This is a genomic window from Amycolatopsis sp. lyj-84 (genome assembly GCF_046549075.1).
Classification (GTDB): Bacteria; Actinomycetota; Actinomycetes; order Mycobacteriales; family Pseudonocardiaceae; genus Amycolatopsis.
Genome location: NZ_JAJPWO010000006.1, coordinates 385,927 through 402,245, shown reverse-complemented (window position 1 = coordinate 402,245; position 16,319 = coordinate 385,927). Strand labels below are relative to the sequence as shown.

Below are 16,319 nucleotides of genomic sequence, written 5' to 3'. Positions count from 1 at the left end.
GTCATTCGCTGTCGGTTTCGAGCACCAGGCGGATCAAGCTCTCCGCGTCCAGCTCGTCGATGTCGCCCGCGTCCTCTTCGGCCGCCGAATCCTCGACGCCGGCCAGCCGCAGCAGCCCCTCCATGAGCCCCGCTTCGCGGAACCTCGCCAGCGGAACGGCGGCGAGCGCGGCGCGGAGCTGGTCCTCGGCCGCCTGCGCGCCGTCGGGCGCTTCGAGGTCCGGCACCAGCTTGTCCCGGAGCAGACCGGCCAGCTCGACCGCGTTCGGGTAGTCGAAGACCAGCGTGGCGGGCAGCCGCAGTCCGGTCGCTGTGTTCAGCCGGTTGCGCAGTTCGACCGCGGTCAGCGAGTCGAAGCCCAGGTCGGTGAACGCCCGGTTCGCGTCGATCGCCTCCGAAGACCCGTGCCCGAGCACGGCCGCCACGTGGGTGCGCACCAGGTCGACCAGTGCGCGGTCCCGGTCCTGTTCGGACAGTCCGGCCAGCCGCTGCCGCAACGAATCGGCGCCACCGGCGCCGGCGGACACCGCCGCCCGCCGAGCCGGGCCGCCGGTGACCAGCGCGCGCCACAGCGGCGGCACGTCCTCGGCGGTCCGGACCTTCGAGCGCATGCCCGCGACGTCGAGCCGGGCGGGCACGAGCACGGATTCGTCCCGCGCCAGCGCACGGTCGAACAGCTCAAGGCCGTCCTGGGCGCTCAGCGCCCCGATCCCGCCGCGGTTGATGCGGGAGCGCTCGCTGTCGCTGAGCTGTCCGGTCAACGCGCTCGCTTCGGCCCACAAACCCCAGGCGAGCGACGTGCCCGGCAGCCCCGCCGCGCGCCGGTCCGCCGCGAGACCATCCAAAAAGGAGTTCGCCGCGACGTAGTTGCCCTGCCCGGCGGCACCGAAGGTGGAAGCCGCCGAGGAGAACAGGACGAACTCGTCCAGCTCGCGGTCCTTGGTCAGCTCGTGCAGGTTCCACGCACCGTCGACCTTGGGCCGCATCACCGCCGACACGCGCTCGGACGTCAGCGACGCGATTGTCGCGTCGTCCAGCACACCGGCCGTGTGCACCACGGTCTTCAGCAACGGCACCCGGCGCACCACGGTGGCGAGGTCGTCGCGTTCCGCCGCATCGCAGGCGACAACGCGCACTGACGCACCCGAGGTGGCCAGCTCCGCGGCCAGCGCGGCGACGTCCGGCGCACCCGGGCCGGAACGGCCGGTCAGCACCAACTCGTCCGCACGCCCGGTCGACGCCAGATGCCGGGCGACCAGACCGCCCAACGTCCCGGTGCCGCCGGTGATCAGCGCCGAACCCGCCGCCGCAGCCGCCGGAATGGTGAAGACCATCTTGCCGGTGTGCTTGGCCTGTGACATGAACCGGAACGCATCCCGCGCCCGCCGCACGTCCCACACCCGCACCGGCGACTTCGCCAGCACCCCGGACGCCATCAGTTCGACGATCTGGACCAGCATGTCGTGCAGTCCGTCCGGCCCGGCCTCCGCCAGGGTGAACGGCCGGTAGTCGATCCCCGCCGGGATACTCTCCGGGTCCCGCAGGTCGGTGCGGCCCATCTCCACGAACGAACCGCCCTGCGGCAGCAGCCGCAGCGACGCGTCCACCAACTCGCCCGCCAGCGAGTTCACCACGATGTCCACACCACGACCACCCGTCGCATCAAGGAAATCACGCTCGAACTCAACACCGCGCGAGGTGGAAATGTGGTCCGCGTCCAGACCCAGACCGGCCAGCACACCGTGCTTCGCCGGGTTGGCGGTCGCGAAGACTTCCAGCCCCAGATAGCGCGCGATGCGCACCGCGGCCATGCCGACACCGCCCGCGGCCGCGTGCACCAGCACCCGCTGCCCGGACCGCGCGCCCGCCAACTCCACCAGCGCGTACCAGGCGGTCAGGAAGGCCGACGGGACAGCACCGGCCTCGACGTCCGTCCAGCCTTCGGGGATGGGCACGAGCTGCCGCGCGTCGGCGATCACCTCCGGGCCGAACCCGCCGGACACGATGCCCAGCACCCGGTCGCCCACCGCGAAACCGGTCACGCCGGGCCCGACCTCCAGGACCCGGCCCGCGACCTCACCGCCCATCACGCCACCGCCGGGATACATCCCCAACGCGATCAGCACGTCCCGGAAGTTCAGGCCCGCGACCCGCACGCCCACCCGGACCTGGCCCGGCTCCAGCGCCGCGTCGGCGAGCGAGACCGGCGCGAGGCCCTCCAGCGAGCCGCCCGTGTCCGGGTCCAGCCGCCACAAGCCCTTCGGCAGTACGAGATCGCCGGACGGACGGGTCAGCCGCCGTCCCAACGCGACACCACCACGAACGGCCACCTCCGGCTCACCACTGTCCACTGCGGACGGCAACACGGCGAGGTCCCTGCCCTCGGCGAAGTCGGCCAGGACGACCTGGTCCGGGTTCTCCGACTGCGCGGAGCGCACCAGACCCCAGACCGCCGCGGACGCCAGGTCCGCCACCGGTTCGCCGGGGCCGGTCGCCAGGCCGCGCCGGGTCAGGACCACCAGCCGCGCCGTCTCGAAGCGGTCGTCGGCCAGCCAGTGCTGAATCAGTTCCAGCGTCTCGGTGGTGGCGCGCCGCGCGGCCTCGGCCGTGTCGGTCTCGTCGGCGCCACCGGCGCAGACCACCACCACGCTCGGCACCGTGCCGGACCCGGCCAGCGCCGTGAGGTCCGCGAAGGATGTCACCGGCAGCGCGTCCGCGACACCGAAGCGATCAGTGCCAAGGAGGGCCCAGTCGCCGGTCTTCGCGGCGGTTTCCGCGATCGGCTGCCATTGCACGGTGAACAGCGAGTCAGGCTGCGTCGCACCGGCCGCGCGGACCTGCTCCAGCGAAACCGCCCGAGTGACCAGCGAGTCCACCGAGATCACGGTGGCCCCGGCGGTGTCGGCGGCCAGCACGGCGAGAGCACCCGCGTCGTCCCGACGCAGCCGGGCGCGCAGCACGGACGCACCGCCTGCCCGCAGCCGGACGCCGTTCCACACGAACGGCAGCCGCGCCTCGCCCGGTTCAGCCGTGCCGAGCAGTGCGCTGGCGTGCAGCACCCCGTCGAGCAGCGCCGGGTGCAGGCCGAACGCGTCCGCTTCCTCCGCGGTGTCCCCGGAAAGCCGGACCTCGGCGTAGATCTCGTCGTCGAGCCGCCAAGCCGCGCGGAGAGTCTGGAACGCCGGGCCGTAGCCGTAAGCGCCTTCGGCGGTGTACATCCCGTCGATGACGATCGCTTCCGCGCCTTGCGGGGGCCACACCGAGAGTTCGTCCGCGACCGGCGAGGCCGCGACCGGGGCCAGCACCCCGGTGGCGTGCCGGGTCCACTCTTCACCGGTTCCGTCCCGGCGGGAGAACACCTCCACCGTGCGGCGACCGTCGTCGGTGGCGTCGGTGAGAACCACCTGGACCTGTACGCCGCCCTCGGCCGGGATCACCAGCGGCGCCTGCAAGGTCAGTTCTTCCAGCAGACCGCAGCCCACCTGGTCGCCCGCCAGCACCGCCAGCTCGACGAACCCGGTGCCGGGCAACAGGATCACGCCACCCACCACATGGTCGGCCAGCCACGGATGCGTACGCACCGACAACCGACCGGTGCAGAGGACACCCGTGCCGCCGGCCAATTCGACCGCCGCGCCGAGCAACGGGTGGTCCACCGCGCCCAGGCCAAGGGACACCGCGTCCCCGCCACGGCCGGTCGCGGCCTTCGGCCAGTAACGCTCACGTTCGAACGCATAGGTCGGAAGCTCGACCCGGTTCCCCGACGGCAGCACCGCCGCCCAGTCCACCGGCGCACCCTGCACGAAAGCTTCCGCGAACGAGGTCAGCAACCGCGCCGCACCGCCGTCGTCCCGGCGAAGCGTGCCGCACACGGCAGCGGCGTCCTCGACAGTGTCGGTGATCGCGCCGAACAGGACCGGATGCGGAGTCACCTCGACGAACATCTGTTGTCCCTGTCCGGAAAGCGTGGCGATCGCGCGTTCGAAGTGGACAGTCGAGCGCAGGCTCTCATACCAGTAACCAGCGTCCAGCTCCTCACCAGTGAGGATCTCACCGGACATCGCCGACACCATCGGCACCCGGCCACGCCGCGGAGAAACCCCGGCCAGCACCGCACGGATCTCGTCCTCCAGGCTTTCCACCTGCGCACAATGCGACGCGTAATCCACCGCCACCATCCGCGCCCGGATACCCTCGGCATCCAACTCGGACTTCAGCTCAGCCAACGCCTCCGGCTCACCCGAAACCACCACCGCGGACGGACCATTCACCGCAGCCAACGCCAACCGCTCGCCCCACCTGGCGATCCGCTCCTCCACCACACCGGCCGCCGAGCTGACCGACAACATCCCGCCCAAGCCCGCCAGCGCCTTGAGAGACTTCGACCGCAGCGCAACAACCTTCGCACCGTCCGCAAGAGACAACATGCCCGCAACAGTCGCCGCCGCGATCTCGCCCTGCGAGTGCCCGACCACCGCGTCCGGAGCGACGCCAGCCGCCTCCCACACCGCGGCCAGAGACACCATCACCGCCCACAACGCAGGCTGCACCACATCCGCCGACTCCAGCTCGCCTTCGAGCACATCGGACAGCTTCCAGTCCACAAAAGACCCCAAAGCCACCTCGCACTCCGCCAACCGCGCCGCGAACACCGCACTCGACCCCGCCAGCTCACGCCCCATGCCGACCCACTGCGAACCCTGCCCGGCGAACACGAACACCGGACGCACTCCCGCCCGCGCCGATCCGGCAACTACCGAGCCCGACGGCGTCCCGGCGACCAGATCTCGCAACCCAGCGGGAAAATCGCCGGTGACCACGGCCCGGTGCTCGAACACCGACCGCGTCGTCGCCAACGACCAGGCCACGTCCGCCGGCGACAGCTCCGGCCGGTCGAGCACCCAGTCGTGCAGCCGCTCCGCCTGGCCCGCGAGGCCCTCGACGGTCCGGCCGGACAGCACCCACGCCCCAGCCTCACCGGCACTGAGCACCGGCTCGCGCTCCTCGACCTCCGCGGGTGCCTCGGCGGGCGCTTCCTCCAGGATGACGTGCGCGTTGGTGCCGCTCAGCCCGAACGACGACACCCCGGCGCGCCGCGGACGCCCGTTGGCCGGCCACGGCGTGCTCTCGGTCAGCAATTCGACCTGACCGGCCGTCCAGTCCACCTGGGAAGACGGCACCCCGGCGTGCAGGGTGCGCGGCAACTGCCGCTCCCGCAGCGCCAGCACCATCTTGATCACGCCCGCCACGCCGGCCGCCGCCTGCGTGTGCCCGATGTTCGACTTCACCGAACCCAGCCACAGCGGACGGTCCCGATCCCGGCCATACGTCGCCAACAACGCCTGTGCCTCGATCGGGTCGCCGAGCTTGGTGCCCGTACCGTGCGCCTCCACCACGTCCACATCGGACTGCGACAACCCGGCATTCGCCAGTGCCGCGCGAATGACGCGCTGCTGCGAAGGACCGTTCGGCGCGGTCAGACCGTTCGACGCGCCGTCCTGGTTCACCGCGGAACCCCGCAGCACGGCGAGCACCTGGTGGCCCTGCCGTTGCGCGTCGGAGAGCTTCTCCAGCACGACCAGGCCCGCGCCCTCGGCGAAGCCCATGCCGTCCGCGTCGTCGGAGAAAGCCTTGCAGCGGCCGTCTTTCGCCAGTCCGCTCTGCTCGCTGAACCCGACGAACCCGGCCGGGCTGACCAGCACGGTCACGCCGCCGGCGAGCGCCATCGAGCATTCGCCGGACCGCAACGCCTGCGCAGCCAGGTGCATGGCCATCAGCGACGAAGAGCACGCCGTGTCCACGGTGACGGCCGGGCCTTCCAAGCCCAGCGAGTACGACACCCGGCCGGACAGCACGCTGGTCGCGTTGCCGGTGATCAGGTGCGCCGCGCCGTCGAAGTCCGCGTCGTAGCCGTAGCCGGACGAGTAGCCGCCCGCGAACACGCCAGTGCTGGTGCCGCGCAGGGAATCCGGGGCGATCCCGGCCCGCTCCAGCGCTTCCCAGGACAGTTCGAGCAGCATCCGCTGCTGCGGGTCCATCGCCAGCGCCTCACGCGGGCTGATCCCGAAGAACCCGGCGTCGAAGCCGGAGATGTCCTCGACGAAACCGCCGGAGCTGACATAGGAGGACTCGTCCAGCGCGCCGAGGTCCCAGTCCCGGTCGAGCGGGAAGCCGGAGATCGCGTCGTCGCCGGAGGCCAGCAACGCCCACAGCCCGTCCGGATCGACCACTCCGCCGGGATAGCGGCAGCTCATGCCCACGATGGCGATCGGCTCGTCGGCCGCCGCCGATGCGGCGACCGGGGCGCGGGTCTGCTCGGGCAGCGCGCCGAGCAGTTCGGCCAGCAGGTAGTCGGTGACCGCGCCGGCGGTCGGGTAGTCGAACAGGAGCGTCGCGGGCAGCCGCAGGTCGGTGGCCGAGCCGAGGTCGTTGCGCAGTTCCACCGAGGTCAGCGAGTCGAAGCCCATCTCGCTGAACGCGCGGTCGGGGTCGACGGACTCGCCCGAGCCGAAGCCGAGCACCTGCGCGGCCATGCTTCGGACCAGGTCGGCCACCACACGGGTCCGCTCGGCGCCGGAGAGCCCGGTCAGCGAAGCGGCCAGATCGCCCTCGGCCGTTTCCGCGGGCGCGTCCGCGACGAGCGCGGCCAGCCGGTGGATCTCCGGCAGATCCCGCATCAGCGGGACTTGGAGCAGACTCGCCGCCGAGTGCGGGGTGTCCAGGATGATGGACCAGTCGATGTTGGTCACCGTGAGGACGGTGTCGCCGCCCTCGAGAGCCTCGCCGAGCGCTCGCACCGCGAGCTTCGGTGCCATCATGCCTTCCCACTGGTTGCGGGCCAGCCGTTGCCGCGCCGCTTCGGAGCCCTGCGCCACCCCGGCTTCCCAGGGGCCCCAGGCCACTGACAACGCGGGCAGACCACGTCCTCGCCGGTGCTCCGCGAGCGCGTCGAGGTAGGCGTTGGCCGCGGCGTAGTTGGCCTGTCCGGGCCCGCCCGTGGTGGCCACCACCGACGAGAACAGCACGAACGCGTCCAACTCGCGGCCGGCGGTGAGTTCGTCCAGATGCGCGGCGCCACCGCCCTTGGCCGACAGCGCGGTTTCCAGGCGGGCCGGGCTCAGGCCGTCGATCACGCCGTCGTCCAGCACCGCCGCGGTGTGCACCACGGCGGAGAGGTCGTCGCCGATCCAGTCGAGGACCCCGGCGACCTCGGCGCGCACGCTCACGTCGCAGGCCAGCACGTCCACCTGGCTGCCCTGTTCGGCCAGTTCGGCGGCCCGCGCGGCGATGCCCGCCACGGCCGGACCGGACCGGCTGGTGAGCACGAGCCGGTCGCCGCCGTGTTCGCCCAGCCACCGGGCCACGTAGCCGCCGAGCGCGCCGGTGCCGCCGGTGACCAGCGCGGCGCCGCGGGTCTGCCACGTCCCCGTGCTCTTCGGGCGGGGAGCGTGGGTCAGGCGGCGGCCCAGTATCCCGGCGGGTCGCAGCACGACCTGGTTCTCGTCGCAGCCGGACAGGACCGCGACCAGCTGCGCGCCGGTCCGCTTGTCCACCGCGGCGGGCAGGTCGACCAGCCCGCCCCAGCGGTCCGGGTACTCGAGTCCGACCACCCGGCCGAAGCCCCAGATCTGGGCCTGTGCCGGACTGGCCGGGGACTCGCCCGCCCCGGCGGCGATCGCGCCGCAGGTGGCCAGCCACAGCGGGGCGTCCACGCACGCGTCGTCCAGCCCCTGCACCAATGCGGTGGTGGTGGCGAGGCCGGTCGAAACCACCGGGTGCCCGGCCAGCGGAGTCTCGTCCAGCGCGAGCAGCGACAGCACGCCGCTCGCTTCGCCGGTGTCTCGCAGCACCGGTCCGAGCACCGCCGACATCGCGACCCGGTCGGTCACCGCGGCGTCCAGCGCGATCAGCACCGGCTCGGCGCCGCGGCGGGAAAGCGCGGCCACGCACGCCCGCACCCGCTCGTCCTCGGCCTGCGCGGCGGGCACGACGACCAGCCAGCTCCCGTCGAGCCGGGCGGCGGACGGTTCGGCCACCGGCGCCCAGGTGATGCGGTAGCGCCAGGACTCGGTGGCCGAGCGGTCCCGTTCCCGCTTGCGCCACGAGGCCAGCGCGGGCAGCACCGCGTCCAGGTGGCCTTCGTCGGGCAGCGACAGCGTGTCCGCGACCCCCGCCAGGTCGCCGCCCTCGACCGCGGCCCAGAAACGGGTTTCCTCGGCGGTTTCCGCCCCGGTGGGCGGCGTTGCGGCGGCGGAGCCGCTCAGCCAGTAACGCTCGTGTTGGAAGGCATAGGTGGGCAGATCGACGCGGCTGCCCGCGGGCAGCACCGCGGTCCAGTCCACCGGGAGGCCGCCCGCGTGCGCTTCGGCCAGCGAAGCGAGCATCCGGCGCGCGCCCGCGTTTTCGCGTTCCAGGGTGCCGACAGTCAGCACCGGGCCGGTCCCGGCGTCCTCCGCGGTCTCGGTCACCGACGCGGTCAGCACCGGATGCGGCGAAACCTCCACAAAGGACAGATAACCGGCGGCGAGCAGCGCACGGGTGGCGTCCTCGAACCGCACGGTCCGGCGCAGGTTCGCGAACCAGTAGTCCGCGTCGAGTTCGGCTCCGGACACCCATTCGCCGGTGACCGTGGACATCATCGGCACCCGGCCGGTGCGGGGCACGATGCTCGCCAGCCCGGCCGCGAGCACCTCGGCCAGCGAATCCACCGCCGGGGAGTGCGCGACGAAGTCGGTCGCCGGGATCCGCCAGCGCAGCACGTGCCGCGAGGCCAGTTCCCGTTCGAATTCGGTCAGCGCCTCGGGTTCGCCGGACACCACCACGGTGGCGGGGCCGTTGACCGCGGCGATGGAAAGCCGGTCGCCCCAGCGCGCCACCAGTTCGCGCACCGGTTCGGCGGGCATGACCACCGAGACCATCGAGCCTTGCGCGGACAGTCCGGTCAGCTCCCGCGACCGCACGGCGACGACCTTCGCGGCGTCCTCGACGGTCAGCATGCCCGCGACCGTCGCCGCCGCGATCTCGCCCTGCGAGTGGCCGACCACCGCGTCCGGAGCGACGCCAGCCGCCTCCCACACCGCGGCCAGCGACACCATCACCGCCCACAGCAACGGCTGGACAATCTCCGCTGATTCCAGCTCACCGGCGAGCGCCTCGGTCAGGTTCCAGTCCACACAGGACGAAAGGGCGCGCTCGCATTCGGCGAACCGGGCCGCGAAGACCGGGCTGTCGGCCAGCATCTGCCGGCCCATGCCCGCCCATTGGGTGCCCTGTCCGGCGAACACGAAGGCAGTCCGGCCACCGGCCCGTGCCACCCCGGACAGCGGGCCGGGCGCCGCGCGCAGACCGGAAACCAGCTCTTCGTGGGTGTCGCCGAGCACCACGGCCCGATGCTCGAACGCCGACCGGGTGGTGGCCAGCGACCACGCCACGTCCGACGGCGGCAGCTCCGGGCGCTCGGCCAGCCAGTCGGCCAGCCGATCCGCCTGCGCCACCAGGCCTTCCGCGCTCCGCCCGCCCACCAGCAGTGCCGACGGACCGCCGGTCAGCACCGGCACCCCGGTTTCGTCCGGCTCCGGCTCGGCCGCGTCGGTCTGGGGCGCTTCTTCGACGATGACGTGCACGTTGGTGCCGCTCATGCCGAACGCCGACACCCCGGCCCGGCGCACCCGCTCCCCCGGCGTCCACGACACCGGCTCGGTCAGCAGCCGCACCTCGCCCGCCGTCCAGTCCACGTGCGGGGTCGGGTCGTCCACGTGCAGGGTCTTCGGCAGCTGCTCGTGTCCCAGCGCGAGCACCATCTTCATCACGCCGGCCACGCCCGCCGCGGCTTGCGTGTGCCCGATGTTCGACTTCACCGAGCCCAGCCACAACGGTCGTTCCCGGCCCTGTCCGTAGGTCGCCAGCAACGCCTGCGCCTCGATCGGGTCGCCCAGTGTGGTGGCCGATCCGTGCGCCTCGACGACGTCCACATCGGACTCGGAGAGCTGGGCACTGGCCAGCGCCGCGCGGATTACCCGTTGCTGCGACGGACCGTTCGGCGCCGTCAAGCCGTTCGACGCGCCGTCCTGGTTCACCGCGGAACCCCGGATCAGCGCCAGCACCGGATGCCCGTTGCGCTGGGCGTCGGAAAGCCGCTCCAGCACGAGCATGCCCGCGCCCTCGGCGAAACCGGAACCCTCCGCGGCGGCGGCGAAAGACTTGCATCGCCCGTCCACCGAGATGCCGCCTGCCTTCGCGAAGGCGCTGAACACGCCGGGCGTCGCGGTGACGGTGACGCCACCAGCGAGCGCGAGCCCGCACTCGCCGCCGCGCAACGCCTGGCTGGCCAGGTGCAGAGCGACCAGCGAGGACGAACACGCGGTGTCCATCGTGACGGCCGGGCCTTCCAGCCCGAGTGTGTAGGACAACCGGCCGGAAAGCACACTGGTGGCGTTGCCGGTCACCAACTGCGCTTCGGCGACGCCGGAAGTTTCCAGGTCGATATCCGTCGCGTACCGGGAGCTGTAGCCGCCGACGAACGCGCCGGTCTGCGTGCCGCGCAGCGAAGCGGGGTCGATCCCGGCCCGCTCGACAGCCTCCCAGGACACCTCCAGCAGCAGCCGCTGCTGCGGGTCCATCGCCAGCGCCTCGCGCGGGCTGATGCCGAAGAATCCGGCGTCGAACGCGCTGGCGTCGCGGACGAAACCGCCTGCCTGGTCGAAGGAGCCCAGCAGCGGGTCGTTCAGCAGGTCGAGGTCCCAGCCGCGGTCCTGCGGGAACGGGCCGATGGCGTCCGCGCCCGCCGCCAGCAGCTGCCACAGCTCCTCGGGGCTGGCCGCGCCGCCGGGGAACCGGCAGGCCATGCCGACGATCGCGATCGGCTCGTCCGTTCCGGCCCGCCGCACGGCCGGCGCCGGGGGCGGCGCGACGGCGGGCAGGTCGCCGGACAGCTCGGTGCGCAGCAGTCCGGCCAGCGCGATCGGCGTGGGGTAGTCGAAGATCAGCGTGGCGGGCAGGCGCAGGCCGGTGGCCGCGTTCATCCGGTTCCGCAGTTCCACCGCGGTCAGCGAGTCGAAGCCGACGTCGGTGAACGCCCGGTTCGCGTCGATCGCTTCCACGGAGGCGTGCCCGAGCACCGCGGCGACGTGCGCGCACACCAGGTCCAGCAGGACCCGGCCGCGTTCCGCGCCGGAGACCGACGCCAGCTGCCGCCGCAGGGACTCGCCTTCGCCCGCGCCGTCCGCGACGCGCGAGACCGCGGTCCGCCGCCCGGTGGCACCGACGAGCGAACGCCAGATCGGCGGGACCTCGGTGCTGCCCGCGGCCAGCGCCCGCAGCGCGGGCAGGTCCAGGTGCGCGGGCATCAGAACCGGCTCGTCGCGGCCCAGCGCCACGTCGAGGACGACGAGGCCTTCTTCTCCGCTCAAAGGGATGAAGCTGCGGTCGATCCGGGACAACGACTGCTGGTCCAGGTGTCGGCCGATGCCCTCCTCGTGCGCCCACGGCCCGAGTTGCAGGGACATCCCGGCGAGCCCGGTGCCGCGCCGCCAGGCGGCGAGCGCGTCCAGGAAGGAGTTCGCGGCGACATAGCTGCCCTGCCCGGCCGCGCCGAACATGGCCGCCGCCGAGGAGTACAGCACGAACAGGTCGAGATCCATCCCGGCGGTCAGCTCGTGCAGATGCCAGGCGGCGTCCGCCTTCGGCCGCAGCACGGCGGCCAGCCGCTCCGGCGTCAGCGCGCTGATCACGCCGTCGTCCACCACACCGGCGGAATGCACGACAGAGCCGAGCGGATGCTCTTCGGGCAGCTGCGCCAGCACGGTCGCCAGCGCGGCGCGATCGGCGGCGTCGCAGGCGACAACTCGCACCCACACGCCCATTTCGGCCAGCTCGGCCACCAGCGCGGCCACACCCGCGGACGCGCCGGAACGGCTGAGCAGCACGACTCCCCCGGCGCGGCCGGTGGCCGCCAGATGCCGGGCGGTCAGGCCGCCCAGAGTGCCGGTGCCGCCGGTGACCAGCAGCGTGCGGGCGGCGGGATCGGCGCGGGGGCCGTCCGGCCATTCGACCGCGGACAACCGGCCCTCCGGCCGGACCAGCCGCCTGCCGTGGGCGCGGCCGTCGCGCAGCAGCAGTTCGGGTTCGTCGCCGCCCAGCGCCGCCGGAAGCAGCGCGAGCCGCTCGGCGCCCAGGTCCGCGAGCACCAGGCGATCGGGTTCTTCGGACTGCGCCGAGCGGGTCAGGCCCCATACCGCGGCACCGGCGAGGTCGGTCACCTCGGCGCCGACCGCGCCTTGGGTGACGACCACCAGCCGCGCACCGGCCAACCGGGTCTCTGCCAGCCATTCGTGCAGCAATTCCAGGTGCGCGGCGCTGACGCGGCGCACTGTCTCCGGCATGTCCGCGCCAGTGTCTTCCACACCGGCGCACCGCAGCACCACGCTCGGGTCGATCTCACCGGCTTCGACGGCCGCGGCCAGTTCGGCGAGATCCGCGTACGCCCGCACCGGCAGCCCCAGCCCGTCGAGCAGGCCGAACCGGTCGGTGCCGAGCAGCGCCCACTCCCCCGCCGGAGCGGCGGCGTCCGGCAGCGTGGCCCAGTCCTGGACGAACAGCGAGTCGGCCAGCGCGCCGTCGGCGGGCCGCAGCCGGCCGGTCGGCACGCGGCGTTTCACCAGCGAGCCCACCGAAACGACCGGGGCTCCGGTGGCGTCGGCGGCGGTCAGCGAAACCGAGCCCTGCCCGTCCAGCCGCAACCGCACCCGCAGCGTGGACGCGCCCGCGGCGTGCAGTTCGACGGAGTTCCAGGCGAACGGCATCGGCACCGTGCCGGGCTCCTCCGGCACGCCCGCCTCGGCCTCGGCGATGACCGAGGCGTGCAGCGCCGCGTCCAGCAGGACCGGGTGCAGGCCGTAGGAACCGGCCTTCTCGGCGACGTCGTCGGGAAGCACGATCTCGGCGAAGACGTCCCCGTCGCGGCGCCAGGCGGCGCGCAGCGCGTGGAACGAAGGACCGTAAACGTCGGCAAGGTAAGTCGGGTACAGCTCTGAGACATCGACCGGCGTGGCGTCGCGCGGCGGCCACATCAGCAGGTCCTCGTCGGCGGAACCGACCGGGCCCGCGGGCGCGACCGTCCCGACCGCGTGCCGGACCCATTCCTGGCCGGGACCGGCCTGTTCGGGGCGGGAGAAGATCTCCACCGGCCGACGGCCGTCCCGGCCGGCCTCGGCCACCACGACCTGGAGCTGCAAGCCCTCGCCCTCGGCGGGCACGATCAGCGGCGCCTGCAGCGTCAGCTCGTCCAGCGCGCCGCAGCCGAGCTGGTCCCCGGCGCGGACGGCCAGCTCGACGAATCCGGTGCCGGGCAACAGCATCGTGCCGTCCACCGCGTGGTCGGCCAGCCACGGCTGGGCCTTCGGCGAGAGGTGCCCGGTGCACACCAGGCCCGCGCCGCCCGCCAGGTCCACGGCCGCGCCGAGCAGCGGGTGCCCGAGCACCCCGAGCCCCAGCGTCGACAGGTCCCCGTTGCCGGACTTCCCGTGGAAGCCGGACAGCACGCCCTGCGGCCAGTAACGCCGGCGCTGGAAGGCATACGTCGGCATTTCGACGTGCGCCGCGACGGGAAGCAGTTTGGTCCAGTCCACGGACGCGCCGTGCACGAAGGCCTCGGCGAACGAAGCGACCAGCCGGTCCGCGCCGCCCTCGTCCCGGCGAAGAGTCGCGCAGACCACCCCGGCCACCGCACCGGCGCCCGCCTCGCGCGCGACCTCCTCCAGGGTGTCGTTCATCGCACCGAGCAGGACCGGGTGCGGGGACACCTCGACGAACATCTGGTGTCCCTGTCCGGAAAGCGTGGCGATCGCGCGTTCGAAGTGGACAGTCGAGCGCAGGCTCTCGTACCAATACCCGGCGTCCAGTTCCTCACCAGTGAGGGTCTCCCCCGTCATCGCCGACACCATCGGCACCCGGCCCTTGCGCGGCTCGACCCCCGCCAGCACCGCGCGGATCTCGTCCTCCAGCCGCTCCACCTGCACACCATGCGACGCGTAATCCACCGCCACCATCCGCGCCCGGACACCCTCGGCATCCAGTTCGGACTTCAGCCCGGCCAACGCCTCCGGCTCACCCGAAACCACCACCGCAGCCGGACCATTCACCGCAGCCAACGCCAACCGGTCGCCCCATCGGCTCAGACGCTCCTCCACCGCATCGGCCGCCGCGTTAACCGACAGCATGCCGCCTAGACCCGCCAACGCCTTCAAAGACTTGGAGCGCAGCGCAACAACCCGCGCACCGTCCTCAACGGACAACATTCCGGCAACCGTCGCCGCGGCGATCTCGCCCTGCGAATGGCCGACGACCGCCTCCGGGCGCACCCCCGCCGCTTCCCATACCGCGGCAAGGGAAACCATCACCGCCCACAAGGCGGGCTGCACCAGATCCGTCGTGGTCAGCTCTTTGGCCAACACCTCGGACAGCTTCCAGTCCACAAAGGACTCCAACGCCTGCTCGCACTCCGCCAGCCGCGCCGCGAACACCGGACTCACCCGCGCGAGTTCCCGGCCCATGCCGAGCCACTGCGAACCCTGCCCGGGGAAGACGAACACCGGGCGCACGTCGTCGCGCCCCACCCCGGAGACCACCGCGCCGCTGGGGGCCTCCGCGACCAGGCTGTCCAGCCCGGCCAGCGGATCCTCGCCCAGCACCACGGCGCGGTGCTCGAACACCGACCGGGTGGTGGCCAGCGACCAGGCGATCCGGTCTGCGTCCAGCTTCGGACGGGCGGCCGCCCAGTCCCGGATCCGGGCCGCCTGCGCGGCGAGCCCTTCGGCGGACCGACCGGTGACCAGCCAGGCGTTGGCGCCGGCGACGACCGGAGCTTCGGGCTCGGCGGCTTCGTCCGGCGTTTCCTCCGCCGGGGCTTCTTCGAGGATGAAGTGCGCGTTGGTGCCGCTGCCGCCGAAAGAGGAAACCCCGGCGCGGCGGATGCGCTCGCCGGCGGGCCAGGCGACCGATTCGGTCAGCAGTTCCACTTCGCCGGCGGACCAGTCCACGTGCGGCGTTGGTTCGGTGACGTGCAGCGTTTTCGGCAGCTTTTCGTTGCGCAGCGCCAGAACCATCTTGATGACCCCGGCCACGCCGGCAGCGGCCTGTGTGTGCCCGATGTTCGACTTCACCGAACCCAGCCACAACGGTTTGCCGCCGTCGCGTTCCTGGCCGTAGGTGGCCAGCAGCGCCTGCGCTTCGATCGGGTCGCCGAGGGTGGTGGCGGTGCCGTGCGCCTCGACCGCGTCCACGTCGGCGGGGGTCAGCCGGGCGCTGTCCAGCGCGGCGCGCACGACCCGTTGCTGCGACGGGCCGTTCGGCGCGGTCAGCCCGTTGGACGCGCCGTCCTGGTTGATCGCGGAGCCGCGGATCACCGCGAGCACGTGGTGTCCGTGGCGGCGCGCGTCGGACAGCCGCTCCACCACGATCATGCCGGTGCCCTCGGCCCAGCCGGTGCCGTTGGCGTCGGAGGAGAACGCGCGGCACCGCCCGTCCACCGAAAGCCCTTGCTGCTTCGAGAATTCCACGAACATGCCGGGCGTCACGAGCACGGTCACGCCGCCGGCCAGCGCCATGGTGCATTCGCCGGCGCGGATCGCCTGACAGGCCAGGTGCAGGGCCACCAGCGACGAGGAGCACGCGGTGTCGACGGTCACCGCGGGGCCTTCGAGCCCCATCAGGTAGGCGATGCGGCCGGAGAGCACGGCAGTCAGGTTGCCGGTCATCATATGGCCTTCGAGCTCGCCCGAGCCGCCCTGCAGCAGTTCCAGGCTCATCGCGTAGTTCGAGGTGAACCCGCCGACGAACACGCCGGTTTTGCTGCCCTTCAACGTGGTGACGTCGATCCGGGCGCGCTCCAGCGCTTCCCAGGACACCTCCAGCAGCAGCCGCTGCTGCGGGTCCATCGCCAGCGCCTCGCGCGGGCTGATCCCGAAGAACCCGGCGTCGAAGCCGCTGGCGTCCTTGATGAAGGCACCGGACCGGGTGTAGGACTTGCCCGCCTTTTCCGGGTCCGGGTCGTAGAAGTCGCCGAGGTCCCAGCCGCGGTCTTCGGGGAACGGGCCGACCGCGTCGCGTCCGTCGGAGAGCAGCTCCCAGAAGTCCTCCGGGGTTTCCACCCCACCCGGATACCGGCACGCCATGCCGACGATGGCGATCGGCTCGTCCTCGCCCGCCTCCAGCCTGTGCAGCCGCTTGCGGGTCTCCTGGAGTTCGGCCGCCGTCTTCTTGAGGTAGTCGAAGAGCTTCTCTTGGTTAACCACTCTGGCCCCTTAGCAACACCGTGACGTCAAA

The 16,319-nt window shown here is 72.5% G+C and carries 1 protein-coding gene; it reads right to left on the bottom strand.

The window, feature by feature from the left end; translation table 11 throughout:
* Nucleotide 1: 1 nt before the first annotated feature.
* Nucleotides 2-16,288, bottom strand: a complete 16,287-nt coding sequence (locus tag ACLJRM_RS21070) for a type I polyketide synthase (RefSeq protein ID WP_410664040.1) — start codon at nucleotides 16,286-16,288, stop codon at nucleotides 2-4.
* Nucleotides 16,289-16,319 lie beyond the last annotated feature (31 nt).